The 26,170-nt window shown below is 70.4% G+C and carries 28 protein-coding genes and 1 riboswitch; of the genes, 13 read left to right on the forward strand and 15 right to left on the reverse strand.

The features are described from left to right. Positions 1–36: 36 nt before the first annotated feature. The 5 genes from ACFYXH_RS08805 to ACFYXH_RS08825 all read right to left on the reverse strand — a co-directional run bounded on the left by ACFYXH_RS08805 (position 37) and on the right by ACFYXH_RS08825 (position 5,455). On the reverse strand, positions 37–882 hold the full coding sequence (locus ACFYXH_RS08805) for a ketose-bisphosphate aldolase (RefSeq protein ID WP_389561400.1): 846 nt from the start codon (positions 880–882) through the stop codon (positions 37–39). A gap of 239 nt (positions 883–1,121) precedes the next feature. Then, the gene (locus tag ACFYXH_RS08810; RefSeq protein ID WP_389561401.1) at positions 1,122–2,048 is read right to left on the reverse strand and encodes a 1-phosphofructokinase family hexose kinase; all 927 of its coding nucleotides are present in this window, start codon (positions 2,046–2,048) and stop codon (positions 1,122–1,124) included. A gap of 117 nt (positions 2,049–2,165) precedes the next feature. Further along, positions 2,166–3,320 (reverse strand): N-acetylglucosamine-6-phosphate deacetylase, encoded by a 1,155-nt coding sequence (gene nagA, locus ACFYXH_RS08815; protein WP_389561402.1) that lies wholly within the window; start codon positions 3,318–3,320, stop codon positions 2,166–2,168. Then, a complete protein-coding gene (locus ACFYXH_RS08820; protein WP_389561403.1) occupies positions 3,320–4,258 on the reverse strand; it encodes an ROK family protein in 939 nt (312 codons plus the stop codon). The genes nagA and ACFYXH_RS08820 overlap by 1 nt, the downstream gene beginning before the upstream one ends. A 303-nt stretch (positions 4,259–4,561) precedes the next feature. Further along, positions 4,562–5,455, reverse strand: coding sequence for an SIS domain-containing protein (locus ACFYXH_RS08825; protein ID WP_389561404.1), 894 nt, complete (start codon positions 5,453–5,455; stop codon positions 4,562–4,564). 299 nt (positions 5,456–5,754) lie between these two features. On the opposite strand from ACFYXH_RS08825, the gene ACFYXH_RS08830 reads away from it, so the two are divergent. The 3 genes from ACFYXH_RS08830 (at position 5,755) to otsB (ending at position 8,198) form a co-directional block, all read left to right on the forward strand. Beyond that, the gene (locus ACFYXH_RS08830) at positions 5,755–6,978 is read left to right on the forward strand and encodes an ABC transporter substrate-binding protein (RefSeq protein ID WP_389561817.1); all 1,224 of its coding nucleotides are present in this window, start codon (positions 5,755–5,757) and stop codon (positions 6,976–6,978) included. Between the two features lie 125 nt (positions 6,979–7,103). Continuing rightward, positions 7,104–7,340: a DUF3263 domain-containing protein gene (locus tag ACFYXH_RS08835; RefSeq protein WP_385300400.1), complete on the forward strand. Its 237-nt coding sequence runs from the start codon at positions 7,104–7,106 to the stop codon at positions 7,338–7,340. 9 nt (positions 7,341–7,349) lie between these two features. Then, the gene (gene otsB, locus ACFYXH_RS08840; RefSeq protein ID WP_389561405.1) at positions 7,350–8,198 is read left to right on the forward strand and encodes a trehalose-phosphatase; all 849 of its coding nucleotides are present in this window, start codon (positions 7,350–7,352) and stop codon (positions 8,196–8,198) included. Here otsB and ACFYXH_RS08845 read toward each other — a convergent pair. From ACFYXH_RS08845 to ACFYXH_RS08855, 3 genes are all read right to left on the reverse strand, one after another. Further along, positions 8,175–9,584: a trehalose-6-phosphate synthase gene (locus tag ACFYXH_RS08845; protein WP_389561406.1), complete on the reverse strand. Its 1,410-nt coding sequence runs from the start codon at positions 9,582–9,584 to the stop codon at positions 8,175–8,177. The genes otsB and ACFYXH_RS08845 overlap by 24 nt on opposite strands. A gap of 107 nt (positions 9,585–9,691) precedes the next feature. After that, positions 9,692–9,946: a hypothetical protein gene (locus ACFYXH_RS08850; RefSeq protein WP_389561407.1), complete on the reverse strand. Its 255-nt coding sequence runs from the start codon at positions 9,944–9,946 to the stop codon at positions 9,692–9,694. Positions 9,947–9,985: 39 nt separating this feature from the next. Next, entirely contained in the window at positions 9,986–10,924 is a 939-nt protein-coding gene (locus tag ACFYXH_RS08855) for a glucosyl-3-phosphoglycerate synthase (protein WP_389561818.1), read from the reverse strand. A 163-nt stretch (positions 10,925–11,087) separates the two neighbouring features. Beyond that, positions 11,088–11,215: riboswitch (SAM riboswitch) on the forward strand. A 17-nt stretch (positions 11,216–11,232) separates the two neighbouring features. Between ACFYXH_RS08855 and thrC the strand changes: the two genes are divergently transcribed. The 4 genes from thrC to groL all read left to right on the forward strand — a co-directional run bounded on the left by thrC (position 11,233) and on the right by groL (position 15,407). After that, entirely contained in the window at positions 11,233–12,516 is a 1,284-nt protein-coding gene (gene thrC, locus ACFYXH_RS08860) for a threonine synthase (RefSeq protein ID WP_385300404.1), read from the forward strand. A 23-nt stretch (positions 12,517–12,539) separates the two neighbouring features. After that, positions 12,540–12,815: a MoaD/ThiS family protein gene (locus ACFYXH_RS08865; protein WP_142217854.1), complete on the forward strand. Its 276-nt coding sequence runs from the start codon at positions 12,540–12,542 to the stop codon at positions 12,813–12,815. 411 nt (positions 12,816–13,226) lie between these two features. After that, entirely contained in the window at positions 13,227–13,430 is a 204-nt protein-coding gene (locus ACFYXH_RS08870) for a cold-shock protein (protein ID WP_005315736.1), read from the forward strand. A 354-nt stretch (positions 13,431–13,784) separates the two neighbouring features. Beyond that, complete coding sequence (groL, locus tag ACFYXH_RS08875; protein ID WP_327324431.1) at positions 13,785–15,407, forward strand: chaperonin GroEL; 1,623 nt, start codon at positions 13,785–13,787, stop codon at positions 15,405–15,407. A 129-nt stretch (positions 15,408–15,536) separates the two neighbouring features. Here groL and ACFYXH_RS08880 read toward each other — a convergent pair whose 3' ends face one another. The 4 genes from ACFYXH_RS08880 to ACFYXH_RS08895 all read right to left on the reverse strand — a co-directional run bounded on the left by ACFYXH_RS08880 (position 15,537) and on the right by ACFYXH_RS08895 (position 16,965). Beyond that, entirely contained in the window at positions 15,537–16,034 is a 498-nt protein-coding gene (locus ACFYXH_RS08880) for a peptidylprolyl isomerase (RefSeq protein WP_327324430.1), read from the reverse strand. Beyond that, positions 15,997–16,284, reverse strand: a complete 288-nt coding sequence (locus ACFYXH_RS08885; RefSeq protein ID WP_389561408.1) for a DUF397 domain-containing protein — start codon at positions 16,282–16,284, stop codon at positions 15,997–15,999. The genes ACFYXH_RS08880 and ACFYXH_RS08885 overlap by 38 nt, the downstream gene beginning before the upstream one ends. A 116-nt stretch (positions 16,285–16,400) precedes the next feature. Then, on the reverse strand, positions 16,401–16,751 hold the full coding sequence (locus tag ACFYXH_RS08890) for a DUF1036 domain-containing protein (protein WP_389561409.1): 351 nt from the start codon (positions 16,749–16,751) through the stop codon (positions 16,401–16,403). 4 nt (positions 16,752–16,755) lie between these two features. Further along, positions 16,756–16,965 carry a hypothetical protein gene (locus tag ACFYXH_RS08895; RefSeq protein WP_389561410.1) on the reverse strand — a complete coding sequence of 70 codons (210 nt, stop codon included), beginning with the start codon at positions 16,963–16,965 and terminating at the stop codon, positions 16,756–16,758. 215 nt (positions 16,966–17,180) lie between these two features. Between ACFYXH_RS08895 and ACFYXH_RS08900 the strand changes: the two genes are divergently transcribed. From ACFYXH_RS08900 to ACFYXH_RS08915, 4 genes are all read left to right on the forward strand, one after another. Next, on the forward strand, positions 17,181–18,194 hold the full coding sequence (locus tag ACFYXH_RS08900; RefSeq protein ID WP_389561411.1) for a hypothetical protein: 1,014 nt from the start codon (positions 17,181–17,183) through the stop codon (positions 18,192–18,194). Next, positions 18,191–19,231, forward strand: coding sequence for a hypothetical protein (locus ACFYXH_RS08905; protein ID WP_389561412.1), 1,041 nt, complete (start codon positions 18,191–18,193; stop codon positions 19,229–19,231). Before ACFYXH_RS08900 ends, ACFYXH_RS08905 begins: the two co-directional genes overlap by 4 nt. A 115-nt stretch (positions 19,232–19,346) precedes the next feature. After that, on the forward strand, positions 19,347–20,828 hold the full coding sequence (locus ACFYXH_RS08910; RefSeq protein ID WP_389561413.1) for an ABC transporter permease: 1,482 nt from the start codon (positions 19,347–19,349) through the stop codon (positions 20,826–20,828). A 37-nt stretch (positions 20,829–20,865) separates the two neighbouring features. After that, positions 20,866–21,555, forward strand: a complete 690-nt coding sequence (locus tag ACFYXH_RS08915; RefSeq protein ID WP_389561414.1) for an ABC transporter ATP-binding protein — start codon at positions 20,866–20,868, stop codon at positions 21,553–21,555. A gap of 224 nt (positions 21,556–21,779) precedes the next feature. On the opposite strand, the gene ACFYXH_RS08920 is transcribed toward ACFYXH_RS08915, so the two are convergent. From ACFYXH_RS08920 to ACFYXH_RS08930, 3 genes are read right to left on the reverse strand one after another with little or no spacing between them, the layout of a single operon-like run. Beyond that, on the reverse strand, positions 21,780–23,309 hold the full coding sequence (locus tag ACFYXH_RS08920; protein WP_389561415.1) for a PTS transporter subunit EIIC: 1,530 nt from the start codon (positions 23,307–23,309) through the stop codon (positions 21,780–21,782). A 41-nt stretch (positions 23,310–23,350) separates the two neighbouring features. After that, entirely contained in the window at positions 23,351–24,280 is a 930-nt protein-coding gene (gene murQ, locus ACFYXH_RS08925) for an N-acetylmuramic acid 6-phosphate etherase (RefSeq protein WP_389561416.1), read from the reverse strand. A 56-nt stretch (positions 24,281–24,336) separates the two neighbouring features. Further along, positions 24,337–25,254: a MurR/RpiR family transcriptional regulator gene (locus ACFYXH_RS08930; protein ID WP_327324427.1), complete on the reverse strand. Its 918-nt coding sequence runs from the start codon at positions 25,252–25,254 to the stop codon at positions 24,337–24,339. Positions 25,255–25,388: 134 nt separating this feature from the next. On the opposite strand from ACFYXH_RS08930, the gene ACFYXH_RS08935 reads away from it, so the two are divergent. Beyond that, a complete protein-coding gene (locus tag ACFYXH_RS08935; RefSeq protein WP_389561417.1) occupies positions 25,389–25,745 on the forward strand; it encodes a hypothetical protein in 357 nt (118 codons plus the stop codon). Further along, positions 25,742–26,008, forward strand: coding sequence for a DUF4031 domain-containing protein (locus ACFYXH_RS08940; RefSeq protein ID WP_327324425.1), 267 nt, complete (start codon positions 25,742–25,744; stop codon positions 26,006–26,008). The genes ACFYXH_RS08935 and ACFYXH_RS08940 overlap by 4 nt, the downstream gene beginning before the upstream one ends. The last annotated feature ends 162 nt before the right edge of the window (positions 26,009–26,170 follow it).

Below are 26,170 nucleotides of genomic sequence, written 5' to 3' on the forward strand. Positions count from 1 at the left end.
AGAGCGCGTTGTGAGTCCGGGCCTCGGCCCGGATCGTCACAGCAGCCCCAGGAAGCCCGCCACGGTCCCGGTCATCGCCTCGCGAGCCGGGACGAGGTATTTCCGGGGGTCCACCGCCTGCGGGTTGGTCTCCAGGAAGGCCCGTACCGCGCCGGTGAACGCCGTGTTCAGTGCCGTGCCGACGTTGATCTTGGTCATGCCGGAGGTGACCGCCGCGCGGATCTCCGCGTCCGGGACGCCCGACGAGCCGTGCAGGACCAGCGGCACCGGCACCGCGTCCCGCAGTCGGCCGATCAGCGCGTGGTCCAGGGCCGCCGTGCGCTCCGTCATCGCGTGCGAGGAGCCGACGGCCACCGCCAGCGCGTCCACGCCCGTGGCGGCCACGTAGGCCGCCGCCTCGACCGGGTCCGTGCGGACGCCCGGGGCGTGGGCGTCGAGCGGGGCCTCACCCTCCTTGCCGCCGACCTTGCCCAGTTCCGCCTCGATCCAGATGCCGCGCTCGTGGCCCCAGCGCACCGCGTCCGCCGTGGCCTTGACGTTCTCGTTGTACGGCAGCTTCGAGGCGTCGAACATCACGGAACTGAAGCCCTCGTCGTCCGCCGACCGCAGCAGGTCCACCGAGACGACATGGTCGAGGTGGAGGGCGAGCGGCGCGGTGGATGAGTGGGCCACGGAGGCCGCGGCGGCGGCGATCGCGGAGAGCCGGCCGCCGTGGAACTTCACGGCGTTCTCGGAGATCTGCAGGATCGCGGGTGTGCCGGCCTGCTCGGCGCCGGCGGCGATCGCCTCGGCGTGCTCCAGGGTGATGACGTTGAAGGCGGCGATGCCGCGGCCGTCGGCCGCGGCGGCCGAGACGAGTTCACCGGTGGTGACGAGTGGCATGGTGCATCCCAATTCCCGGGCGGCTGAGCCCGTTTGTGCGGAGTCGGGCGCACACGCCCGGAGAGTTGCCGCCGCGGCACGATGGTGTCGGCGTGCCGGGGCGCCGGTGCTGCGGCGTCGGGTCGGACCGGGGGCGACCGGCCTCGGGCCGCCCGGCAGCTGCCGCCCGCGTGCCCGTACGCCGGGCCCGCGTGGCCGTACGCCGGGCCCGCGTGGCCGTACGCCGAGCCCGCGCTCCCTCACGCCGCGGCCGCGCGCTCGGTCACCGCTATGCGCGGCAGTAGATCCTCGTACGCCCCGGCGTCGTACTCGCCCGCCGCCGGGGCCAGTACGGTCGCCGCCGACAGGGCCACGGCCCGGGACAGCCGGTCCGGCCACGGGAGCCGTTCCACGAGCCCGGAGAGCAGTCCGGCCACCGCCGAATCGCCCGCGCCCGTCGGGTTGCCCTTCACAGATGTCGGCGGGATCGCCTGCCAGACGCCGTCAGGAGTGGCCGCCAGCACGCCGTCCGCGCCGAGCGAGGCGACCACCGTGTGCGCGCCGCGGCGGCGGGCGTCGCGGGTGGCGCGGAGTGGATCGCGGGAGCCGGTGAGCTGCGCGAGCTCGTCCGCGTTGGGTTTGACGAGGTCGGGACGGGCGGCGATGCCGCGGCGCAGTGGCTCGCCGCTGGTGTCGAGGAGTACGGGGACGTCCGCGGTGCGGGCGCGGCGGACCAGTTCGGCATATGCGCCGACATGGATGCCGGGCGGCAGGCTGCCGCACAGGGCGACGGCTTCGGCGTCCCGCAGGAGGGAGGCGTACGAGGAGAGGAACATGGCCCACTCCTCGGCGGTCACCGTCGGACCCGGCTCGTTCAGCTGGGTCGTGTCGCCGCTGGTGTCGTCCACGACGGCGATGGTGCGGCGCGTGGTTCCGGCGGTCGGGACGAGCGCGTCATGCGGTGCGAGAGGGGCCAGCAAGTCGCGCAGTACGGCTCCGGTGGAGCCGCCCGCGAAGCCCGTGACCACCGTCTCGTGTCCCAGTGCGGCGAGCACGCGGGCGACGTTGAGGCCCTTGCCACCGGGGCGTTCGCGGACCTCGCTGACGCGGTGGCTGGCGTGCGGGATCAGCGCGCCGACCCTGTAGGTGATGTCGAGAGCGGTGTTGAGCGTGACCGTCAGGATCACCCGTAACACCCCCCGGAGAATGCGCGTGCCATGCTCGTACGGGACCTGATCATGCCAAACGGAAGGCGGTTGGCCCAGACCCCCGAGCCAACCACCTTGCCGTAACTTGCGCAGAAATCACCCAACTTGGGGCTCAACCAGCCAATCGCCCTTGCGCATGACCCCCTTGAGCGTGAACTCCGCGTCGAGGACCACCAGGTCGGCGTCCTTGCCCGGCTCCAGCGAGCCGACCGTGTCGTATGCGCCGAGCAGTTTCGCCGGATTGGCCGAGATGGCCCGGACGATGTCCTGAACCGGCAGCTTGTCGATCGTGGCCGCGCGTTTGAAGGCGGTGTCCAGGGTGAGTGTGGAGCCGGCGATCGAGCCGCCCTCCACCAGCCGGGCGACCCCGTTCTTGACGTCGACGGCGAGCGGGCCGAGCTGGTAGCGGCCGTCGCCGAAGCCCGCCGCGTCCATGGCGTCCGTGATGAACGCGACCCGGTCCGCGCCCGCGCGGTGGAAGGCGAGTTCCAGGGCGGCGGGGTGCAGATGCGTGCCGTCGTTGATCAGCTCGACCGTGATCCGCTCGTCCTCGAGGAGCGCGGCGATCGGTCCCGGCGCGCGGTGCCCGAGTGCGGGCATGGCGTTGAAGAGGTGGGTCGCCACGGTCGCGCCCGCGTCGATGGCCTCGACGGTCTGCTCGTACGTCGCGTCCGTGTGCCCGATCGCGGCGATCACGCCGTGCTCGGCGAGCAGGCGTACGGAGTCGATGCCGCCGGGCAGTTCGGTGGCGAGGGTGACCATCTTCGCCGTACCGCGCGCGGCGTCGATCAGCTTGCGCACCTCGGCAGGGTCGGGGTCGCGCAGCAGCGCCTCGCTGTGCGCGCCCTTGCGGCACGGCGAGATGAACGGGCCCTCGAAGTGGATACCGGCCAGGTCGCCCTGTTCGACGAGTTCGGAGAGGAAGCCGGCCCGTTGGGCGAGGAAGTCCATCTCGCCGGTGACGGTGGAGGCGACGAGTGTGGTCGTGCCGTGCTCGCGGTGGGTGCGTACGCCCTTCAGCACGTCCTCGGCGCTGCCGGAGGTGAACGAGGCGCCGCCGCCGCCGTGGTTGTGGATGTCGACGAAGCCGGGGACGACCCAGTGGCCGGACAGATCGCGGGCGGGCGCGTCCGCCGGCGCGGCGCCGGCGATCTTCGTGCCAGCGACGACGAGCCGTCCGTTCTCGACGATCCCGGTCGGCAGCACCACCCGGGCGCCCGCGAGAACTGTGCTTTCGGCGCTTGCGGCCATTAGGCGGATACCTCCGAGTCGGTGGCGAGCAGATCCCAGGCGAGCAGCCCCGCGCCCAGGCATCCGGCGGTGTCCCCGAGGGCAGCCGGGACGATGGCGGGCAGCTTCTGGAACGTGACGCGCTCCTCGACCGCGGCCCGCAGTGGTGTGAACAAGGTTTCCCCCGCCTCGGCGAGACCGCCACCGATGATCAGCGTGCGGGGGTCCAGCAGGGTGAGCGCGGTGACCAGGCCGGCGGCGAGCGCGTCGACGGCGTCCTGCCAGACCCGTGCGGCCCGTTTGTCGCCGGACTCGACAGCCTTCGCGCAGTCGGCGGCGTCCGCGTCCGGGTCGCCGGACGCGGCGGCCCAGGCCCTGGTCACCGCGGCGGCGGAGGCCAGCGTCTCGAGGCAGCCGCGCTGGCCGCAGCCACAGTCGGGGCCTTCGGGGCGTACGACGATATGGCCGATCTCGCCCGCGTATCCGTGGGCGCCGGCCTCGATGGATCCCGCGATGCCGATGGCGCCGGCGATCCCGGTGCCGAGCGGCACGAACAGGAACCGGTCGGCGCCCTTGCCGGCCCCGATCCGGCCCTCGGCGAGGCCGCCGGTCCTGACGTCGTGGCCGAGCGCGACCGGTAGGCCGCCGAGGCGTTCGGCGAGCAGGGCGCGCATGGGTACGTCGCGCCAGCCGAGGTTGGCGGCGTAGACGGCGATGCCGCGGTCGGCGTCGACGATGCCGGGTACGGCGACGCCGGCGGCGAGGGAGCTCTCGCCGAGGTGCTCGGCGCCGTACGCGCGTAGCTCCTCGGCGAAGCCGAGGACGGTCTCGACGACGGCGTCGGGCCCACGTTCGCGCCCGGTCGCGCGGCGGGCCTCGTACAGCAGCGTCCCGTCCACCCCGACCAGGGCGGCTTTCATTCTGGTGCCGCCCACATCGAGGGCGATGACGTGTCTCACGTGAACAGTCTGGCGCGTACACCCAAGAAAGGTCTAGTCCACTGTGGCGGATTGCTGCGCGGTCATACAAACGGCGGAGTGACCGGGGCCCTGTCCCGGACCCGGCGCCTCAATCGCCGGCGGACATTCAAGCCCGTCCGGCGATTGAGGACATGCGGCCGAAGATCGCATACGGGGTCTGGGGGCGAAGCCCCCCACGCGGCGGAGCCGCAAATCGACACAGCGGGAAGGGGCGGGTAGGGGAACAGGTCCGCCGCAGGCGCACCCGCACCCGCCGGACCGGGCCCGCACCCCGCGGACCCGTCAGCCCAGAATCACGCTGCGGGTCAGGTTCCGCGGGCGGTCCGGGTCGTAGCCCTTCGACTCGGCCAGCGTCACCGCGAGACGCTGCGCACGGATCAGGTCCGCCAGCGGGTCCGTCTCCTGACGGGCCACCAGCGTGCCGCCCACCCGGGCCACGTCCACCGACAGGCCCTCCGGCAGCGCGCCGAAGACCCATGCCACCCGGCCGGGACCGGTGATCGAGATCGGACCGTGGCGGTACTCCATCGCCGGGTACGACTCCGTCCACGCACCCGCCGCCTCGCGCATCTTCAGACCCGCCTCGAGCGCCAGCCCGTACGTCCAGCCGCGGCCCAGGAACGTCCACTGCTCCGCGCCGACCACCGCGTCCGCGAGCGGCTCCATGATCGCGAGTTCCGCGTCGACCGCCGCGTCGGTGACCGACTTCAGACCCGGGACGTCGCCGAGCCCCGCCCGCAGGAACGCCAGCGCGGTCGTGGCGAACCGGGTCTGGACCACCGACTCCTCGTCCGCCCAGTCCAGCACCGCCACCGCATCCGCCGCCTCCATCACGGGCGTCTTCGGGTCCGCGGTCAGAACCAGCGTCGGCACCGAACCCTTCAGTTCGCGCAGCAGGTCGAGCACCTCGGTCGTGGTGCCGGAGCGGGTGATCGCGACGACACGGTCGTAGGACCGGCCGGCCGGGAACTCGGAGGAGGCGAAGGCGTCCGTCTCGCCCTGTCCCGCCGCCTCCCGCAACGCGGCGTACGCGATCGCCATGAACCAGGACGTCCCGCACCCGGTGACGGCGACGCGCTCGCCCGGCGCCGGAAGTCCCTCGAAGACGGCGGCGGCCTCGGCCGCTCGTCGCCAGCAGGCGGGCTGGGTGGCAATCTCTGCTGCGGTACGGGACATGCGGCAAGGCTCCTAGTGACGTACGCGTAACTCGGGACCGGCACCGACCACTTCGTGCCGTGACGTGCTTAGCAGGCCGTGGCCCACCCGGGCAATGCCCCTCCGCCGTGGGCCAGGCGTTGCAGAAGTGATATCCAGTGGAGTAGACCTCATCACCCGGATGGGGGAAAATCGCAGCTCATCTCAGAAGACGTCGCGGGGGACCGTCTGGGACAAGACGGGCAACCAACGGCAGAGGGTGGGGAAGAGCTGTGCAGCAGCGCTTCTTGGGTCTGACCGCGGCAGTCGCCGCACTGGGTATGACGGTGACGCTCTCGGGCTGTGGCAGCTCCAGCGCTTCCGGAGATGTGACGCTCAAGCTGGTCGCGGCCGACTACGACGTGGCCGGCGGCCAGAGCAGCAAGAAGTACTGGGCGGATCTCGCCGCCGCGTTCGAGTCCAAGAACCCCGGCATCAAGATCGACGTCCAGATCGAATCCTGGAACGACGTCGACCGCAAGGTCGCCGAGATGGTCAAGGCGGACAAGGCCCCTGACATCGCGCAGATCGGCGCGTACGCCGACTACGCCGCGGCCGACAAGCTCTACAGCGCGGACCAACTGCTCTCCGTACCCGTGCAGTCCAACTTCCTCGGCCCGCTCGTCGACGCCGGCGAGCAGCGGCATGTCCAGTACGGTCTGCCGTTCGTCGCCTCCACCCGGCTCCTCTTCTTCAACAAGAAGCTCTTCAAAGAGGCCGGCATCAAGGAGGACCCGAAGACCTGGGACGACCTCGAGGACGACGCGGTCAGGCTGAAGGCCAACACGGACGCGAAGTACCCCTTCGCGCTGCCGCTCGGTCCGGAAGAGGCCCAGGCCGAGACCATGATGTGGCTGCTCAGCGGCGGTGACGGCTATATCGACCCGGTCGGCAAGTACGCGATCGACTCCGCGCAGAACATCAGCACCTTCACCTGGCTGAAGGAGAACCTGGTCGAGAAGAAGCTCACCGGCCCGGTCGCGCCCTCCAAGCTGAACCGCAAGGAGGCGTTCGCCGCCTTCACCCGCGGCGAGGTCGGCATGCTCAACGGGCACCCCTCGCTGATGCAGGCCGCGGAGAAGGCGGGCGTCCAGGTCGGCCAGGTGGCGCTGCCCGGCAGGAACGGCAAGGCCAGATCGGCGATGGGCGTCGCCGACTGGATCATGGGGTTCAAGCAGAACGGCCACCGGGTCGAGGTCGGCAAGTTCCTGGACTTCGTCTTCAGCGACAAGAACGTCCTCGACTTCGCCGGCCAGAACGCCCTGCTGCCGGCGACGGTCACCGCGTCCGAGGCAATGGAGAAGGACCCGGAGCACCTGGAGCTGAGGAAGTTCCTCCACGAGCTCCCCACCTCGGTGCTTCCGCCGGTCGGCAAGACGTCGTGGGCCTCGGTCAGCGAGAACATCAAGGGGAACATAGGCAAGGCCGTCGAGCCGGGCGGCGACCCGGCGACCGTCCTCGGCCGGATCGGCCGGGCGGCCACCGCCGCGGAGAACGCCGAGTAGCCGAGGTCCGGCAACCGCGCAGCCGAGTGGTCCGGCAACCGGGCAGCCGAGTGGTCCGGCAACCGGGCAGCCGAGTGCGCGGACAGCCGGGCAGCGGGCCTCGCCGCGCGGATATGTTGGATCGTATGACCCACGACGAGGCGCTCTCCGAGCGGGACCGTGCCGTACTGGCCATGGAGCACCACTCCTGGCCGGGACCCGGCGCGAAGGAGCGGGCCATCCGCGAGCAGCTCGGTATCTCCCCGGTCCGCTACTACCAGCTCCTCAACGCCCTTCTCGACGACGAGCGCGCCCTGGCCCACGACCCCGTGACCGTCAACCGGCTGCGCCGTGTCAGAGACGCCCGGCGAAGTCGCCGATAGGGTCGGGGCATGGGCAGCACTCCAAATGCGCACCCCTTGCCGACACCGTCGACGCCCGCCGGCCGGGAAGGCCTGGCCGCAATCCTCGCCAGGCCCGAGAAAACCGTCGTCGGACTCGACTTCGACGGCACCCTCGCCGACATCGTGCCCGACCCCGACCAGGCCCGCGCCCACCCGGGCGCGGTCCCCGCGCTCGCCGCGCTCGCCCCGCGGGTCCTGTCCGTCGCCGTGATCACCGGGCGCCCCGCCGGTGTTGCCGTGCGGTACGGCGGCTTCGCCGGAGTGCCGGGCCTCGCCCATCTCGTCGTGCTCGGCCACTACGGCGCCGAGCGCTGGGACGCCCTCTCCGGCACCGTCCATACGCCTGCCCCGCACCCCGGCGTCGCGGCCGTCCGCGCCGAACTCCCCGGATTCCTGGACCGCATCGGCGCCTGGCAGGGCATCTGGATCGAGGAGAAGGGCCAGGCGGTCGCCGTCCACACCCGCCGTGCGTCCGACCCGCAGGCGGCTTTCGAGGCCCTGCGCGAACCGCTCACCCAACTCGCCGCACGCCACGGCCTGATCGTGGAGCCGGGCCGTATGGTCCTGGAGCTGCGCCCGCCCGGCATGGACAAGGGCGTGGCGCTCGAGGAGTACGTACGCGAGGTGAAGGCCGGTTCCGTGCTCTACGCCGGCGACGACCTCGGTGATCTGCCCGCCTTCGCCGCGGTGGAGAAGCTCCGCGCGGACGGTGTCCCCGGTCTGCTGGTGTGCAGCGGAAGCGAGGAGGTCCCCGAGCTCGCGGAGCGGGCCGACCTGCTGCTGCCGGGCCCGGCGGCGGTGGTCGGGTTTCTGTCAGATCTCGCGCAGCGCCTGTAGCTGGTCCAGGAACCACTTCTGCGGCGGCAGCGCGGTCGCCGCTGCCGCCAGCCGCTTGGTGCGCCCGGCCCGTTCGTTGTCCGGCATCGTCAGCGCCTCGTGGAGTGCTTCGGCGGTGCCGGTCACGTCGTACGGGTTCACCACCACCGCGTCCTCGCCCAATTCCTCGTACGCCCCTGCCTCCCGCGACAGCACCAGCGCGCAGCCGTTGTCCGAGACGACCGGGATCTCCTTGGCGACGAGGTTCATGCCGTCACGGATCGGGTTGACCAGAGCCACATCGGCCAGCCGGTACGCGGCCAGGGAGCGTGCGAAGTCGTCCTTCACATGGAGGACGACCGGGGTCCACGTCGGTGTCCCGTAACCGGAGTTGATCTCGTCGGCGAGGCGCTGGACCGCCGCCGTGTAGTCGCGGTACACCGCCAGGTCCTGCCGGGAGGGGTAGGCGAAGGCGACATGGACGACCCGCTCCCGCCACTCCGGCCGGGACTCCAGCAGCTGCCGGTAGGCGAGCAGGCCGCGCACGATGTTCTTGGACAGCTCGGTGCGGTCCACCCGGACGATCGTCTTCCGGGGTGCCGACGGGGTGCCGCCGATCTCTTCGCGCAGCGCCACCAGCCGCTCCGCCACATCCGGCCGGTGTGCGCGCTCCCGTAGGAAGTCCGCGTCCGCGCCGAGCCCGTGCACCCCGATCCGGGTGCCCGCCAGGGAGTCCGCGCCCAGCAGCTCCGTACAGCACGCCGCGAACGCGTCCGCCCACCGCCGGGTCAGAAAACAGGTCCGGTCCGCGCCGAGCAGGCCGCGCAGCAGCTGCTCGGCGATGTCGTCGGGCAGCATCCGGAAGTAGTCGACGGGCGCCCACGGCGTGTGCGAGAAGTGCCCGATCCGCAGATCCGGGCGCCGCTCGCGGAGCATGCCGGGCACCAGCGCCAGGTGGTAGTCCTGCACCAGGACCGCCGCACCGGGAGCCGCCTGCGCGGCGAGCGCGTCCGCGAAGGCCCGGTTGTAGGTTTCGTACGAGGCCCACTGGCGGCGGAACTCATCGTCGAAGACCGGCTCCACCGGCGTCTGGTACAGCAGATGGTGGACGAACCAGAGCACGGAGTTCGCGATGCCGTTGTACGCGTCGGAGTGGACGGCCGGGTTGATGTCGAGCATCAGCACCCCGGCCTCGCCGACCCCGCGCCGTACCGCCTCACGGTCGCCGTCGCCCAGCGCGGCGCACACCCACAGGGCGTCCGCCTCGGAGCCGATGGCGGAGAGACCGGAGACCAGCCCGCCGCCGCCGCGCTTGGCGTCGAGCGAGCCGTCCTCGCGCAGCGTGTACGAGACCGGGCCGCGGTTCGACGCGACGAGGACCTGGGCAGCAGGGTGCTCGGAGACCATGTGGCGAAACCTAGCCCGTCGCACAAACCCTCAAACGTGCGTACGGCCGAAGGGCAGGTCGGCAGATTGGTGATTCACGGGAGCAGGTCGGTGATTGCGGCGCCCGCTCAGTGATTGCGGCGCCCGCGCGTGGCGGCGACCGCGATCACACCGGCCGCAGTCAGGCTCAGCGCCAGGCCGCCGAGGAGCCACAGCCGCTCGGAGCTGTGGTCGCCCCGGTTCGCCGGGGCGACGGTGTCGGCCATCGCCTGTCCCTGGAGGACCACGGCGGTCAGAACGGTGGTGATGACCGCCAGGGCCCCGAGGAACCGCGGCAGCCCGGCACTGCGGCGCGGAGCGCCCGTACTGTATCTGAAGCCCATAAGTAGGAAGTGTTGGACAAACCGCTACGGCGTTGGTGGTTATGCCGCGCGACGCGCCGCGTACTCACCGATCTCGCGCATCGGCGGCCGCTCCTCCGTGTCCACCGGATAGGTGCGCGGTTCGAAACCGTCCTCGCCGCGCTCGAACTGCGTGAGCGCCGGCCGCACCAAGTGGCCCCGGGACAGCCGCAGTTGAGCCGTACGGTAGATCGCCGCGGCCATCCGGCCCAGCGCCTGCCCGTCCTGGTGCCGGTGCTTGCGCGAGCCGACGTCCACCTGGGCCAGCGCGTCAAGACCCACCGTGTGCAGCGCGTCCACGAGCAGGCCCAGCTCCACTCCGTAGCCGACGGGGAAGGGCAGCCGCTCGAGGAGCGAGCGTCGCGCCGCGTACTCGCCGCCGAGCGGCTGGACGACCCCGGCCAGCTGCGGCCAGTGCAGATTGAGCAGCGGACGCGCCACCAGCTCGGTGACCCGGCCGCCCTGACCTGCCACATCGCCCAGCGGCCGGTCGTACATCGCTTTGACGAACTGCACTTCGGGGTCGGTCAGCAGCGGTCCCACGATCCCGGAGACGAAGTCCGCCGAGAAGTCCCTGAGGTCCGCGTCGATGAAGCAGACGATGTCGCCGCTGGTCACCATCAGCGACCGCCACAGCACCTCGCCCTTGCCGGGGGCCGCCGGTATCCGCGGCAGTATCGCGTCGCGGTGCACCACCCGCGCGCCGGCCGCCGCGGCCACCTCCGCCGTACGGTCGCTCGAGCCCGAGTCGATGACGACCAGCTCGTCGACGAGCGGCACCGCCTCCATCAGCTCGCGCCGGATCACGGTGACGATCTCGCCGACCGTCGCCTCCTCGTCGAGGGCGGGCAGGACGACACTGACGGTCGTACCGCGCTTGGCAGCGATGAGCTGGTGCAGCGGCCGGTCGGACACGGACCAGGAACGCCTGCTCAGCCAGCGCTCCACCTCTTCCAGCACGCTCGTTACTCCCTGGTTGTGCCACGCCGCGGCAGCGGCAGGGGCCATGATCTTCATCTCGCGGTTCGGACGACTATCTCAACCGTCCGGGCCTTCGGTTACAGTCTTGAACAACGCGGATGACCGTCGCATGTCGGGGGTCCTCACGCTGACAATCGAATACCGCTCATCCAGAGGGGCAGAGGGAACGGCCCGTTGAAGCCCCGGCAACCCTCCCGCCGACCGCGAGGTCACGGTGGGGAAGGTGCCAATTCCGTCTCGTGACGAAATGCGTCACGGGGAAGATGAGGAGAAAGGGCCTCGCCTCCATGGCTGTTCAGACTGTCGCAAGCACCACTCCCGTGAACCTCGGTCCCGCCGCGGCGCTCTCGTGTCGCGAGTGCGGAGAGCGTTTCGACCTCGGCCCGATCTTCGCCTGTGCCCTGTGTTTCGGGCCTCTCGAAGTCGCGTACGACCTGCCGAGCGGCGACCCCGACGCGCTGAAGAAGCGGATCGAAGCGGGTCCGAACAATATCTGGCGGTACGCCCCGCTGCTGCCCGTCCCCGCCGACGTGGCCGAGAAGCCGAACATCAACCCCGGTTTCACCAAGCTCGTCAAGGCCGACAATCTCGCCCGTGAGCTGGGCGTTACCGGTGGCCTGTACATCAAGGACGACTCCGGCAACCCGACGCACTCCTTCAAGGACCGCGTCGTCGCGATCGCCGTCGAGGCCGCGCGCGCCTTCGGCTTCACGACTCTCTCCTGCTCCTCCACCGGCAACCTCGCCGGCGCCGTCGGTGCGGCAGCCGCGCGGGCCGGCTTCCGCTCCTGCGTGTTCATCCCGCACGACCTGGAGCAGGGCAAGGTCGTCATGGCCGCGGTGTACGGCGGCGAGCTGGTCGGCATCGAGGGCAACTACGACGACGTCAACCGCTTCTGCTCGGAGCTCATCGGCGACCCGCTGGGCGAGGGCTGGGGCTTCGTCAACGTCAACCTCCGCCCGTACTACGGCGAGGGCTCCAAGACGCTGGCGTACGAGATCTGTGAGCAGCTCGGCTGGCAGCTGCCCGACCAGATCGTGATCCCGATCGCCTCGGGCTCGCAGCTCACCAAGATCGACAAGGGTCTGCAGGAGCTGATCAAGCTCGGTCTGGTCGAGGACAAGCCGTACAAGATCTTCGGTGCCCAGGCGGAGGGCTGCTCGCCGGTGTCGACGGCCTTCAAGGCCGGGCACGACGTCGTACGCCCGCAGAAGCCGGACACCATCGCCAAGTCGCTGGCCATCGGCAACCCGGCCGACGGCCCGTACGTGCTGGACATCGCGCGCCGCACGGGCGGCGCGGTGGAGGACGTCAACGACGAGCAGATCGTCGACGCGATCAAGCTGCTGGCCCGTACCGAGGGCATCTTCGCGGAGACCGCGGGCGGCGTGACCGTGGGCGTGACGCGGAAGCTGATCGAGGAGGGCGTGCTCGACCCGGCGCTCACCACGGTCGTGCTCAACACCGGCGACGGTCTCAAGACCCTCGACGCGGTCGCCCCGACGACCGGACCCACGGCGACCATCCGCCCGAGCCTCGACGCGTTCCGCGACGCCGGCCTGGCCCGCTGACTACCTACGGAAGGCAGAACACCATGAGCGTGAACGTCCGCATCCCCACCATTCTCCGTACGTACACGGGCGGTCAGGCCGAGGTCCCGGCGGAGGGCGCGACGCTCTCCGAGGTGATCGCCGACCTGGAGAAGAACCACACGGGCATCGCCGCGCGCGTCCTGGACGACCAGGGCAAGCTGCGCCGCTTCGTGAACGTGTACGTGAATGACGACGACGTCCGTTTCGAGCAGGGTCTTGAGACCGCGACGCCGGACGGTGCGGGCGTTTCGATCATTCCTGCCGTCGCCGGCGGCTGAGCTACGCAGCGTCACCAGAATTGCCCCCTCCGCAAGAGAAGCGGAGGGGGCAATTCTGTATGGTTGAGCGCGGTACAGTTGGGGAAGGCCCCGCCGCTGCTTATGCCGGCCGCATATGAGAATGCGCCCTGGCCCCATCAAGAAGCAGCCAATAAGTTCGCTCGAATTGCCTCTTAAGCGCCATTTGCCGGGCCCGACTTGCCCCGGAATTTATTGAATTCAGTTCAATTATCCGTTCACTCGTGCTCGGATTTCTCGTCGGATTGACCTGTTGCAGAGGGCAGTTGGGCAGATACATTCAGCCGCGGTCGACGCGTTCCGGCGCACACCCTCTCCTGTCGGAGGGTGGAGGTCTGACCCGGGTCCGCGAAGTGCGGTCCTGCGCAAGGGCCAGTAATAGGGGAGTTAGGCATGGCTCAGGGCACCGTCAAGTGGTTCAACGCGGAGAAGGGGTACGGCTTCATCGCGGTCGACGGTGGTGCGGATGTTTTCGTCCACTACAGCGCGATCCAGATGGACGGGTACCGCACCCTTGAAGAGGGTCAGCGAGTCGAATTCGAGATCTCGCAGGGCCAGAAGGGTCCGCAGGCGGATATGGTCAAGCTCGCCGTCTGATCTCGGCGCGATCGGCCACCGACGCACTCACGCCGAGGGGCCCGCATCCCACCAGGGATGCGGGCCCCTCGTGCGTCTGCCCGCGGGTCCGCTGCCGGGTCCGCTCGCGGGTCCCTTCGTGGGTCCCTTCGCGCGTCCGCTCGTGGGTCTTCGATCCGTGAGAGTCGCTTGCACTCTCCTAGGGCGAGTGCTAATCATTGGCGTTAGCACTCTGACAGTGAGAGTGACAACGAGGACCGGGTTGGTGAGGTCCGCAGGCCGGGTGGGGCAAGGAACCACAAGGCATGCAGGCCGTCCGTCGCGGGCGCCAGCGCGGTCCGGAGAATCCACCCCAGTCCGGGAGGACCACTTCACATGGCCAAGATCATCGCGTTCGACGAGGAGGCACGGCGCGGTCTCGAGCGCGGGATGAACCAGCTCGCCGACGCCGTCAAGGTCACCCTTGGCCCCAAGGGCCGCAACGTCGTCCTCGAGAAGAAGTGGGGCGCCCCCACGATCACCAACGATGGTGTATCCATCGCCAAGGAGATCGAGCTCGAGGACCCGTTTGAGAAGATCGGCGCCGAGCTGGTCAAGGAAGTCGCCAAGAAGACGGACGACGTCGCCGGTGACGGTACGACCACCGCGACCGTCCTCGCCCAGGCGCTGGTCCGCGAGGGCCTGCGCAACGTGGCCGCCGGTGCCAACCCGATGGCCCTCAAGCGCGGCATCGAGAAGGCCGTCGAGGCCGTCTCCGGTGCGCTGCTCGAGCAGGCCAAGGACGTGGAGACCAAGGAGCAGATCGCTTCCACGGCCTCCATCTCCGCCGCCGACACCCAGATCGGCGAGCTCATCGCCGAGGCGATGGACAAGGTCGGCAAGGAAGGCGTCATCACCGTCGAGGAGTCCCAGACCTTCGGTCTGGAGCTTGAGCTCACCGAGGGTATGCGCTTCGACAAGGGCTACATCTCGGCGTACTTCGCCACCGACATGGAGCGTATGGAGGCGTCGCTCGACGACCCGTACATCCTGATCGTCAACTCGAAGATCAGCTCGGTCAAGGACCTGCTGCCGCTTCTCGAGAAGGTCATGCAGTCCGGCAAGCCGCTGCTGATCATCGCCGAGGACGTCGAGGGCGAGGCCCTGTCGACCCTGGTCGTCAACAAGATCCGTGGCACCTTCAAGTCCGTTGCCGTCAAGGCTCCGGGCTTCGGTGACCGCCGCAAGGCGATGCTGAACGACATCGCCATCCTCACCGGCGGCACGGTCATCTCCGAGGAGGTCGGCCTCAAGCTCGAGAACGCCGGCCTGGACCTGCTGGGCCGCGCCCGCAAGGTCGTCATCACCAAGGACGAGACCACGATCGTCGACGGTGCCGGTGAGAGCGACCAGGTTGCCGGTCGCGTCAACCAGATCCGTGCCGAGATCGAGAACTCCGACTCGGACTACGACCGCGAGAAGCTCCAGGAGCGCCTCGCGAAGCTGGCCGGCGGCGTGGCCGTCATCAAGGCCGGCGCCGCGACCGAGGTCGAGCTCAAGGAGCGCAAGCACCGCATCGAGGACGCGGTGCGCAACGCCAAGGCCGCCGTCGAGGAGGGCATCGTCGCCGGTGGCGGCGTGGCTCTGCTCCAGGCGACCTCGGTCTTCGAGAAGCTCGACCTCGATGGTGACGAGGCGACCGGCGCCAACGCCGTGAAGCTCGCGCTGGAGGCTCCGCTCAAGCAGATCGCCGTCAACGGTGGTCTCGAGGGTGGCGTCGTCGTCGAGAAGGTGCGCAACCTGGCCGTCGGCCACGGTCTGAACGCCGCGACCGGCGAGTACGTCGACATGATCGCCGAGGGCATCATCGACCCCGCGAAGGTGACCCGCTCTGCTCTGCAGAACGCGGCCTCCATCGCGGCGCTGTTCCTCACCACCGAGGCCGTCATCGCCGACAAGCCCGAGAAGGCCGGTGCCCCCGCGGGCGGCGGCATGCCGGGCGGTGACATGGACTTCTGAGCCTCGGCTCAGTAAGCCCGGTTACGCAACCGAAGGCGGCATCCCTGACAGGGGTGCCGCCTTCGGGCGTTTCAGCGCGTGGTCACGCGGGGACCCGGACCTCTCGGCCGCTCAGGTCCCGCAGGTTCGTCAGGCGACGCCCGAGCCGGAGATGGTGATCTTGGCCTTGGTCCGGCCACTCTGCGATCCGTAGCTCTCGATCTTCTTGACCAGGGCCATGCTGTCCTCGTCGGCGACCTCGCCGAACACGACGTGCTTGCCGTCCAGCCACGGCGTCAGCACGGTGGTGATGAAGAACTGGGAGCCGTTGCTGTTCGGGCCGGCGTTGGCCATCGAGAGCAGGCCCGGCCTGTTGTGCGTGAGCTTGAAGTTCTCGTCGGCGAACTTCTCGCCGTAGATGCTCTTGCCGCCCGTGCCGTCACCGCGGGTGAAGTCGCCGCCCTGCAGCATGAAGTCGGGGATGACGCGGTGGAAGGAGGACCCCTCGTAGCCGAACCCCTTCTCGCCGGTGGCGAGCGCGCGGAAGTTCTCTGCCGTCTTGGGAACGACGTCGTCGTACAGGTTGAAGTTGATCCGCCCGGCGGGGGCGTCATTGATGGTGATGTCGAAGTAGACCTTGGTCGTCATAGGACCATCCTGACATCCCCGGCAGGCGTGGGCGCGACGGGCGCCCCGGTCCGCCTCGGTGGGCGTAGTCCCGGACAGTTCCGAGAGGCTCTGCCGGCCAGTGCTGCTTGAGGTCCGCGACGAAGGAGGCCCAGGCGGACGCCCGGAACACGAGCTCCGGGCCGTGGGGGTTGTGGACGGGGACGATGTCGGGGTGGCCGTCGGCGACTTCGAGGCAGTCGTCGCCGCCGGCGCCGCTGCCCCGCCACATGCAGCAGCGCCTCCCCGTCACTGCCGCTCCGCCGACCCGAGGCGCGGCCGCGGTCGGCCGACGGCAGCACCTGACCGACGTCACGCGTCAGGTGCTGCTGCAGTGCTCAGCTGCGGCTATCCCGTGAGGGTGAGGGTGAAGTCCTCATTGTCGCCGACAAAGAGTTCGCGGAAGCCTCGCGCGTACCCGCCGGACACCCCTGGTCGCTCGCACCGGTTGAATGCCTGGTTCGGAATCTGGACGACGTGCGATCCGGCCCAGACCGGGCCGTTCACGGCCTCGGCGACGTAGAACCACATGGGGCTGTACTGGTTCACATCGTTCGCGTAGACCAGCGCACCCCTGCCCGGGTCTATGCCCCACCACCCCATGAGGTGCGGTCCTGTGTTGTTGGGGCAGGAGTTGTCGTAGAACCCGATCGCGACGTACACGCGCGCTGAATACTGGTTGCGGATGGTCAGGCCCACGGTCTCACCCCTCCGACTGCGGGTCCGGAGTGTCCACGACACCCGGCGAGTGCGACGCTTCCCCGTGGGAACGCCCTGGAGTCCGTACCGGGGATCCTGCGGCGCCGCGATGGACGGGTTCCTCGCCCAGCGCCACGCGCGGATCGGCGCCGGGCCCCGACGGGTCCGGCAGTTCGACGACCCCGGGTTCGTTCTCAGCTTCCTCATTCGCCATCGATCAACTCCTCTGTGCGGCAGTTGGAGGTTTGCGGCGACAGTGAGCATGGCGTACCAGCCCGCTTGGCGTGCTGCCGGAGAGGCTGGAGTTGCGGGGGAAACTGCCGCGCAAAATGGTGGGGAATTTTCTCGGACGCGGGCTGTGCGCCATCTTTCTCACGGCGGGTTCGCCTGGCCATGATGAGTAGCCATCGGGCATGTACGGGGGGTCCCATGGCTGGTCGAACTGTGCGGGGCAGGCGCTGCGGAGTGCTGGTGTCGGGGGTGCTTGCCGCGGCCTTGATGCTGACGGGCTGCGGTGGCGGAGGCGAGGGGGAGAGTGCGCCGCCGCGGGGAAGTGCGGGTGCGGACGGCGGTGAGTGGAGCTCGGGTCCGGACTCCGGGGGGCCCACGTGGAATCCCTCCGACAACGATGGGGCCGGCGGCTCGGGGAATGGCGGCGGCGGGAACGGCGGCGGCAAGGACAAGGACGCCGAGTTCGCCTGGTTGCCACCGGGGCCCGACTCACCCAATACGAACGTCAGGATCGACCCGGAGGACGTTTACGACAAGTTGTGGGTGTTCAACTGTTCCGGCGCCGGCAAGGCTGTTGCGGAGCACAGCACCGGGAGCAAGCAGTGGAAGCTCGTTCATGCGCTGACGCTCGCCTGCCTGGCGGCGAAGGGCGACACCGCACAGTGGAATGAGGCGGTGCGGCTGTACGACTCGTTGCACGGGCCCGGGTTCACATACGGCGACTGCCGCGACACGGCGGCGTACCGGATGCTGAAGCAGGTCGTGAACTGGCATCGTCAGTACCCGCGGGGGAAGGTCACGCTGCATCGGAGTTCGGGTGACACCACCGCATGCCCGCTGGGTATCACGGCGGTGGTCCCGGGGCCCGAAGTCGTGTTGAAGCCGCCGTACTGGGGGTTCCGGGTGGAGGGCACCTGGCGGAGTGAGGTCATGAACGTGGACCTCGAGGTCGAGGGGGCCAAGTTGCTGACGCTGGAGCCGCGCCACAAGCAATGCTGCGAGGGCGCCGCGGTCTCGTTCGAGCTACCGGAGTCCTTCACGGGAGCCGGGCTGGTGGATCTGACCCTCCATTTCGAGGGGGGCGGCTCTATGACCAAGCATGGCGCGATCAGAATTGACGGATCGGCGAACCCGGGTTCGGGTGGGGAATCGCCGGACCCGAACTCCCCGTCCCCGGAATCCCCTTCGCCTTCCTTCTTCTCGCCGTCGTGACCGCCCCGGACCCGGCACCGCCTGCCGCCGGCAGTCCATCAGGCCCTGACGCCGATCCCGCCCCGAACCCCGGTGGAGACCCGAGACCGGACCCGGACCCGGACCCGGACCCGGTCCCGGACCCCGGCGGCGACCCGGACCCGGTCCCGGTCCCGGACCCTCGAGGCGACCCGGACCCCGAGCCCGATCCGGACACCGGCGGCGCGCCTCGGCCTGAACCAGCCAGAGGCACCGGGCTCACCGAGTTCATCGGGACCGTCGGGTCGCTCATCTCCCTCTTCACCGCCGTGCTCTTCTACTTCGGCTGGTCCAGCACCGACGCCGAAGCCAAAGCCCTCGGGCTGCGCGACACCGTGTTCCACTTCTCCACCCGCGACTATCTGCTCCGCAGCGTCGACGCCCTCTATCTCCCGGTGCTGCTCGGCGCCGCCGCCGCGTTCGCCGCCCTCGCCGCGCACCGCCGGGTGCAGCGCGACCCCGGTGCGGCGGCGGGACCGCTGCGCCTGCTGCGGCATGCCTGGGCGCCGCCGCTGCTCCTGCTCCCGCTGATCCCCCTCCACCCCGCGCTCCTCGATCTGCTGGCGCCGCTCGCGACGATCGCCGGGTTCCTGCTCACCGGCTACGCTCGCACGCGCGAGAGCCGGGATCTGCGCATGTGGACCCTCTGCCTCCTGGTCGCCGTACTCGCGCTGTTCTGGGCGGTGTCCTCGTACGCGGGCATCGTCGGCCGGGGCCGCGCGGCCCTGACCGCGAGGACCGTCGACACCGAGATGCCGGCCGTCGCCGTGTTCAGTAAGAACGATCTGCTCATCCACGGCCGCGGCAGCTGTCGCTTCACCATCGCCGACAAGGCGAGCGCTTTCCGCTACCGCTATGCCGGGCTGCGGCTCTTCCATGTGTCGGGCGACCGGATCTTCCTGGTCTCCCGAGGCTGGAGTCCCACCCAGGGCACGATGTTCGTCGTGGAGGAGAGCGAGGAGCTGCGTGTCGAGTACGTGAGCGGGGACGGGCCCCGCTCTGCCGAGTGCCCGGCATAGGGCGGGCCGGGGATACGACAGGGATGGTGTGAACGTCCGGACCCGACCCGGGTTCTCATGCCGCTCTCACGCCGGACTCAACCCTTCATCACATGGCGTCCCTACCTTCACGCCTATGTTCTTCACCTACCTCCGGCGCGAGCTGCGCCGCCGCAGAAAAGCGGCGCTTGTCGTCGCCTCGGGGCTCGCCCTCGGGATCGCGCTGGTCATCGTCGTCAACTCGGTGTCGTCCGGGATGAATCGCGCCCAGGACAAGGTCCTGGAGTCGCTGTACGGGCTCGGCACCGATATGACCGTCACCAAGGCCGCCTCGCCGCCCGGTGAGGGAGGCACCGCGCGTCGGCCCCGCTTCGAGTTCGACGCCAAGGACAGCGACGACGACTCCGAGCAGAACCAGGACATCGTGATGGTGGAGGGGTTCGAGACCCTCGCCTCCTCGACCGTCGCGAAGGTCGGCAAGCAGGACGGCGTCGCGGACGCGGTCGGCGGGCTGAGCGTGCGCGTGATGAAGGTCAACGGGCAGTTCAAGCGCGGTGCGGTCCAACAGCAGCCGGGGCAGGGCGGACAGGGCGGCAGCACGGCTCCCGGTGGGGGCGGTGAGGGCGGCGGTGCGGTGCGCGGCGGCGGGGCCGCGTTCGACGTCGACTCGTACACCGCGTACGGAACGGACGTCGCCCATCAGGGACTTGGTCCGCTGACCTCCTCGAAGATCACCTCGGGACGTACGTTCAGGACGACGGAGACCGCCGCCAAGGTCGCCGTCATCGACAGCGCCTACGCCAAGGAGAAGAAGCTCGCGGTCGGCAAGAAGCTGACCATCTCCGGTACGGCTTTCACCGTCATCGGGATCGCGACGGCGGACAGCGGGGACGCCGCCGCCAACGTCTATCTGCCGCTCGCCCGGGCGCAGACGCTCGCCGACGCGAAGAACAAGGTCACCACGGTCTATGTCCAGGCGTCCGACTCGCAGCTGATCGACGGCATCAAGCAGGCCATCCAGAAGAACATCTCCGGAACGACGGTCACGACCTCGGCCGACCTCGCCGACACCGTCTCCGGGTCGCTGTCCACTGCATCCGACCTCGCCTCGGGCGTCGGCAAGTGGCTCTCGTACGTCGTGCTGGCCGCGGCGTTCCTCGTCGCCGGGCTGCTCACGTCGGCCGCGGTGAGCCGACGGGTGCGGGAGTTCGGCACGCTCAAGGCGCTGGGGTGGAAGAGCGGCCGGGTCACCCGTCAGGTGGCCGGTGAGGCGCTGGTCAACGGGCTGGTCGGCGGGGCGCTCGGGATCGCGCTGGGGCTGGCGGGTGCGTGGCTGATCACAACGTTCAGCCCGACGCTCACCGCGCAGCTCGGCGGCGGGAACGGGGGTGGCGCGGCAGGCGGCGGCCGGGTCTTCGGCGGTGGCGGCGGGCAGGGCGGCCCCACCCGGCAGGCCGCGTCCAAGGCGCTGGACATCGCGCTCACCGCGCCCGTCTCGCTGACCACCATCGGCCTGGCCGTGGCGCTCGCGGTGGCGGGCGGAATTGTCGCGGGCGGCTTCGGCGGCTGGCGCGCGTCCCGGCTGCGCCCGGCCGATGCGCTGCGTCGTGTCGAGTAGCCCGAACCCTCTTACGTACAACAGGAGTTGAAGCATCATGTACGAGCTCACAGACGTCACCAAGCACTATCGGCGCGGCAAGGAGCAGGTGACCGCGCTGGACGGGGTGGACCTGACCATCGAGGACGGCGGGCGGCTGGTGATCCAGGGGCCGACCGGCGGCGGCAAGTCCACGCTGCTGCAGATGCTCGGCGGCCTGGACCGGCCGACGTCGGGCAGCGTCACTCTCGACGGGACCGATCTGGCGACGCTGCCCGAGGCGAGGCTCACCCGGGTACGGGCGGAGAAGATCGGGTTCGTCTTCCAGAGCTTCAACCTCATTCCCACGCTCACCGCGCAGGAGAACGTGGAGACCGCGCTCGTACCGCTCGGGCTGAATGCGGCGGAGCGCCGTGAGCGGGCCGCCGAGGCGCTGGCCTCGGTCGGGCTCGGGGAGCGCCACGGCCATCTGCCCGGGGAGCTGTCCGGCGGGCAGCAGCAGCGCGTGGCGATCGCGCGTGCGCTGGTCAAGCGGCCTGCGGTGCTGCTGGCCGACGAACCCACCGGCAATCTCGACGAGTCGATGCGCGACGAGATCATGGATCTGCTGGAGGGGCTGTGGGAGGAGCACACCCTGACGTTTGTGATGGTCACGCACGACTCGGCGCTCGCGCGGCGGGCGCCGCGGCTGGCGGTGATCAGGAAGGGGTTGGTGACGATCAAGGAGCAGGCGGCGGGAGCGGCGTAGGGGGGCGGGGGCCGGTGTGCGCGGGGACTCTGCCCCCGGGCCCCCGCGCCTCAATCGCCGGCGGGGCTCCTGTTGGGGCTCCGCCCCCCCCAAGCCCCGCTCCTCAAACGCCGGAGGGGCTGGGATGTCCGGGAAACCCAGCCCGTCCGGCGATTGAGGACACGGACGAAGGCCGTACGGGGGCCGCGGCGTCCGGGGCGGAGCCCCAGCTGGGGAACGATGCGTCAGACCCGGGCCTGTTCCTTCGGTGGGGCGGGGGAGCCCGCTGCCGCTGGGGGCAAGGACTCCTCCGGGGCCACGTTGAGCTCCTTGAGCATCGGCCCGGTGAAGCCGAACCAGTACGTGGCCAGGAAGCCGACGACGTAACCGACCAGCAGCCCGGCCGCGTAGACCCCGATCGTCTCGCCCAGGCCCTTGTTGCCGTCGAGCAGTGGGAACAGCGCCCAGCCCGAGGGGCCGATCGCCGTGGAGCCGACCTTGTCGCCCAGCATGTTGAACAGGCCGACGAATCCGCCGCCGAACGCGCCGCCGACGCAGGCCGTGATGAACGGTCGGCCCAGCGGGAGCGAGACGCCGTAGATCAGCGGCTCGCCGACGCCCAGAAAGCCCGCCGGGAGCGCGGACTTGATGGTGCTGCGGATCGAGGTGTTGCGGGGCAGCCGGACGTAGACCGCGGCCGCCGCGCCCACCTGCCCGGCGCCCGCCATCGCGAGGATCGGGAGGAGGACCGTATAGCTCTGCTGCTCGATGAGCGTGGTGTGGATCGGGATCAGCGCCTGGTGCAGGCCCAGCATCACCAGCGGCAGGAAGAGACCGCCGAGGACGAAGCCCGCGGCCGCGCCGCCGCCTGCCAGCAGCCAGTTCGCGAACTCGCCGATCGCGGTGGAGATCTCACCGGCCACGAACATCAGGCCGAAGAGAGTCACCAGGCCGGCGACGAGGACCGTGAGGGTCGGCGTGACCAGGACGTCCAGAGCCTCCGGCACCCAGCGGCGGCACCACTTCTCGACGTACACCGCGAGCACCGCCGCGCCGAGCGCGCCCAGGACGCCGCCCTGGCCGGGGGAGAGATGGACACCGAAGGCGGTGATCTTCGCGACGCCCGGGAAGACGATGATCGCGGCGACCGCGCCGCCAAGGACCGGCGTACCGCCGAACTCCTTCGCGGTGTTGTAGCCGACGAAGACCGCGATCAGCGACATGAAGCCGGAGGCCGTCGCGGCGAGTGCGGGCACCACGGCCGGGGCCCAACCGAGGTTGGCCAGCAGGCCGTTGAGTCCGGCGATGATGCCGCAGCCGATGAGGGCCGGGATCAGCGGGACAAAGATGTTCGCGATACGGCGCAGGAACAGCTTGAAGGGCGTCGAATTCTTCGCCCTCCGGGCCGCCTTGATGGCGGCGCCCCGGTCGGCCAGGTCATCGGCGGTCCTGGGGGCCGCTGCCACGAGCGCCTCGAACTCCGGGGTGACCCGGGCGACCGTGCCCGGGCCGAGCACGATCTGGTACGTGTCGTCCTCGACCACGCCCATGACCGCGGGAAGCGCCTTCAGCGCCTCTTCCTGTACGAGGGAGGAGTCGCGCAGCCCGAGGCGGAGGCGGGTCATGCAGTGCGCGACGGTGGTGATGTTCCGGGCGCCGCCGACCAGGGGGAGGATGGCGGCGGCGACGGCGCTGTTCTTGTCCGGGGCGTTGGGGGCGTCCGGGGCGTCAGGAGCGTCAGGGGCGTCCGGGGCGTTGGGGGCGTCTGTTGCCATGGTGCGGGGTGCCTTGCTGTGGGGGGACGTTCAGTCGGTGGTTATCGGCGGGCGGACTGCAGTGCCGCGCGCAGATGGCCCTTGCTCTCCGTCAGGAGCCGTGCGGCGGTGGGGCCGTCGACCGAGCCGAGGATGGTGAGGATGGCGTTCTTCACCTCGCCGTCGGTCGCGGCGAGGGCGGCCTCGATCTCCTCGTCCGAGGCGCCGGTGGCCAGCGCGACGATCCGGCGGGAGCGGGCGCGCAGCTTCTCGTTGGAGGCGCGGACGTCCACCATCAGATTCCCGTATGTCTTGCCGAGCCGGATCATCGTGATCGTCGAGATCATGTTGAGGACCAGCTTCTGCGCCGTACCGGCCTTCAACCGGGTGGAGCCGGTGAGCAGTTCGGGGCCGACGACGATCTCGATGCCGTGGTCGGCGGCCGCGCCGAGTGCGCTGGTCGCGTTGCAGGACAGGCCGATGGTGAGCGCTCCGATGGAGCGGGCGTGCTCGACCGCGCCGATCGCGTACGGGGTACGGCCCGAGGCGGAGATCCCGACCACCGTGTCGTCCGCGGTCAGCTTCAGCGCGTCCAGATCGGCGGCGGCCAGCTCCTTGCTGTCCTCGGCACCCTCGACCGCCTTGACCATCGCGGACGGGCCGCCCGCGATCAGGCCCACGACCTCGGTCGGGTCGGTGTTGAAGGTGGGCGGGCACTCGCTCGCGTCCAGTACGCCGAGGCGCCCCGCCGTGCCGGCGCCCGCGTAGACCAGCCGGCCGCCGCGGGACATCCGCTCGGCGGTGTCGTCGATCGCGGCGGCGATCCGCGGCAGCTGCGCGGCGACGGCGGCGGGGACGGACTCGTCCTCGCCGTTCATGATCCGGGCGATCTCGAGGGTGGGGAGCTGGTCGATCTCGGCGAGTTCGGGCCGGAACGCCTCGGTGGTGAGGGTGGCCAGCTCGGCGCGGAGTTCACCGTAGGAGAAGGTCATGAAGAGCTGCTCAGCTTTCTCGGTCCGTGGGGGGAGGGGTTCTGTGATCGGGGTGCTCAGCGGGTGCGGGGGCTGTGCCGGTGGGCGAGCGCCTCGTACGAAGCGGCCAGGGCAGGGGCGGCCGTCTCGTACGTGCGCTGCGCCACGCCTATGAACAGGCAGTCCACAACGAGGAGTTGACTGGTACGGGACGACATCGCGGCCGGCCGCAGCTCGCTCTCGCGGGCGGTGGAGGTGGTCAGCACATGGTCGGCGTACTGCGATACGGGCCCGTCCGGGCGGCCGGTGATCGCGACCGTCGTCGCACCGCGGTCGAAGGCGACGCGCAACGGCTCGATGACGTCGCCGGTGGAGCCGGAGTGGGTGATGGCGATGGCGACATCGCCGGAGCGGAGCTGCACGGCGTTGGTGACGGCGAGGTGCGGATCGGTATGGGCGTGCGCGATCAGGCCGATGCGCAGCAGCTTCTGGGCGAGGTCCATGCCGACGAGGGAGGACGCGCCGACGCCGTAGATGTCTATACGGCGGGCGGTCGCGGCGGCGGCCACGGCGGCGCCCAGCTGTACGGTGTCGAGCCCCGCGGCCGTGTCGGCGAGGGTCTGCTGCTCGTCGTACGCGAGCTTGGCGACGACGTCCGCGATGGGGTCGTCGACGGCGATGTCGGCCGTGACGGCGGGCGCGCGGCCGGACTGCTGGTGGGCGGCGAGCCCGGCAAGCGCGAGACGCAGGTCGCGGTAGCCGGGATAGCCGAGGAGCCGGGCGGTGCGGACCACGGTGGCCTCGCTGGTGCCGGTGAGCTCGGCGAGGCCGGTGACCGTGAGGGCCGCGCAGCCGGCCGGGTCGTCGGCGACGGCTTCGGCGACCCGCTGCATGGAGCGGGTCATGGACGGCGCGAGGGTCCGGACCTTGGCCGCGAGGGCGGCGGGGGCGGGCGGAGCGTCGACGCTGAAAATTTCCTTCACTGGATTGGTCACCCTTGAAAGATATTTTCGGTGTTCCTTTATCGTCAACCCCCTTTGGTCCGGGGCGGACCGGCGGCCGGGAGCGGACCGCCGGCCGGGAGCGGACCGCCGGCCGGCAGCGCAGCGGGTGGGGTGACAATGGCTTCATGGACGACGCGAACCCACTCGAGCAGGCCCTGCACGCGGCGCGTGCGCTGGTCCTCGCCGACCTGGCCGCCCGCGATGTGGCCGACGCCGGGGTCGTCTCGCTGGTCGAGGACGCGGTGACGCACCGCCGTTGGTGGGTCGAGCAGTGGCCGGAGGGCGTCGAGTACATCGCCGGCCTGGTGGCCCAGGACGTTCAGGACGCGCTGCTCGAGCGGCACGGAAGATGGCCGCTGTGCCCGGTCTGCGACGCCGGCGACCCGCACGCGCTGGACGTTGAACCGGAGCTGGGCCCGGACCCGCACTGGGTCTGCGCGAAGGCGGGCGTCGTGGTGGCGCCGGTCGGCGGCCTCTCGTGACGGTGTACATCGACCCGCCGACCTGGCCGGGCCACGGCCGGCTGTGGTCGCACCTGGTCAGCGATGTCTCGTACGAGGAGCTGCACGCGTTCGCGGCATCGATCGGCTGCCCGCCGCGGGCCTTCGAGCGGGATCACTACGACGTGCCGTCGCATCGGTATGCCGATGCGGTGGGGGCGGGCGCGGTGGAGGTGTCCAGCCGCGAGGTGGTCGTGCTGCTGACGAAGGCGGGGCTGCGCAGACGCAAGGGGCGCCCCGCTTGAGGGCGCTCGGCGAGAGTCGGGCGGGCGAACCCAGGGTGCGGTGACCACCTCGCGAGGCCGCTTGCGTCGGGCGTCGCACGATCGGGTGATCACCGCGCAGGAGGCAGTGACTCAGACCTCGGCGCGCGCTCACGCGCGCGCCGTTCCGCGCGCTCCGGACGT

It is taken from the genome of Streptomyces sp. NPDC002730, assembly GCF_042888805.1.
GTDB lineage: Bacteria > Actinomycetota > Actinomycetes > Streptomycetales > Streptomycetaceae > Streptomyces.

Excerpts from the sequence above, each read along its gene's own strand:
- ACFYXH_RS08805 (WP_389561400.1), bottom strand. The coding sequence starts at position 882 with ATGCCACTCGTCACCACCGGTGAACTCGTCTCGGCCGCCGCGGCCGAC.
- nagA (WP_389561402.1), bottom strand. The coding sequence starts at position 3,320 with ATGGCCGCAAGCGCCGAAAGCACAGTTCTCGCGGGCGCCCGGGTGGTG.
- ACFYXH_RS08825 (WP_389561404.1), bottom strand. The coding sequence starts at position 5,455 with ATGTCCCGTACCGCAGCAGAGATTGCCACCCAGCCCGCCTGCTGGCGA.
- ACFYXH_RS08830 (WP_389561817.1), top strand. The coding sequence starts at position 5,755 with ATGACGGTGACGCTCTCGGGCTGTGGCAGCTCCAGCGCTTCCGGAGAT.
- ACFYXH_RS08835 (WP_385300400.1), top strand. The coding sequence starts at position 7,104 with ATGACCCACGACGAGGCGCTCTCCGAGCGGGACCGTGCCGTACTGGCC.
- otsB (WP_389561405.1), top strand. The coding sequence starts at position 7,350 with ATGGGCAGCACTCCAAATGCGCACCCCTTGCCGACACCGTCGACGCCC.
- ACFYXH_RS08845 (WP_389561406.1), bottom strand. The coding sequence starts at position 9,584 with ATGGTCTCCGAGCACCCTGCTGCCCAGGTCCTCGTCGCGTCGAACCGC.
- ACFYXH_RS08850 (WP_389561407.1), bottom strand. The coding sequence starts at position 9,946 with ATGGGCTTCAGATACAGTACGGGCGCTCCGCGCCGCAGTGCCGGGCTG.
- thrC (WP_385300404.1), top strand. The coding sequence starts at position 11,233 with ATGGCTGTTCAGACTGTCGCAAGCACCACTCCCGTGAACCTCGGTCCC.
- ACFYXH_RS08865 (WP_142217854.1), top strand. The coding sequence starts at position 12,540 with ATGAGCGTGAACGTCCGCATCCCCACCATTCTCCGTACGTACACGGGC.
- ACFYXH_RS08870 (WP_005315736.1), top strand. The coding sequence starts at position 13,227 with ATGGCTCAGGGCACCGTCAAGTGGTTCAACGCGGAGAAGGGGTACGGC.
- groL (WP_327324431.1), top strand. The coding sequence starts at position 13,785 with ATGGCCAAGATCATCGCGTTCGACGAGGAGGCACGGCGCGGTCTCGAG.
- ACFYXH_RS08880 (WP_327324430.1), bottom strand. The coding sequence starts at position 16,034 with ATGACGACCAAGGTCTACTTCGACATCACCATCAATGACGCCCCCGCC.
- ACFYXH_RS08885 (WP_389561408.1), bottom strand. The coding sequence starts at position 16,284 with ATGTGGCGGGGCAGCGGCGCCGGCGGCGACGACTGCCTCGAAGTCGCC.
- ACFYXH_RS08895 (WP_389561410.1), bottom strand. The coding sequence starts at position 16,965 with ATGGCGAATGAGGAAGCTGAGAACGAACCCGGGGTCGTCGAACTGCCG.
- ACFYXH_RS08900 (WP_389561411.1), top strand. The coding sequence starts at position 17,181 with ATGGCTGGTCGAACTGTGCGGGGCAGGCGCTGCGGAGTGCTGGTGTCG.
- ACFYXH_RS08910 (WP_389561413.1), top strand. The coding sequence starts at position 19,347 with ATGTTCTTCACCTACCTCCGGCGCGAGCTGCGCCGCCGCAGAAAAGCG.
- ACFYXH_RS08915 (WP_389561414.1), top strand. The coding sequence starts at position 20,866 with ATGTACGAGCTCACAGACGTCACCAAGCACTATCGGCGCGGCAAGGAG.
- ACFYXH_RS08920 (WP_389561415.1), bottom strand. The coding sequence starts at position 23,309 with ATGGCAACAGACGCCCCCAACGCCCCGGACGCCCCTGACGCTCCTGAC.
- murQ (WP_389561416.1), bottom strand. The coding sequence starts at position 24,280 with ATGACCTTCTCCTACGGTGAACTCCGCGCCGAGCTGGCCACCCTCACC.
- ACFYXH_RS08935 (WP_389561417.1), top strand. The coding sequence starts at position 25,389 with ATGGACGACGCGAACCCACTCGAGCAGGCCCTGCACGCGGCGCGTGCG.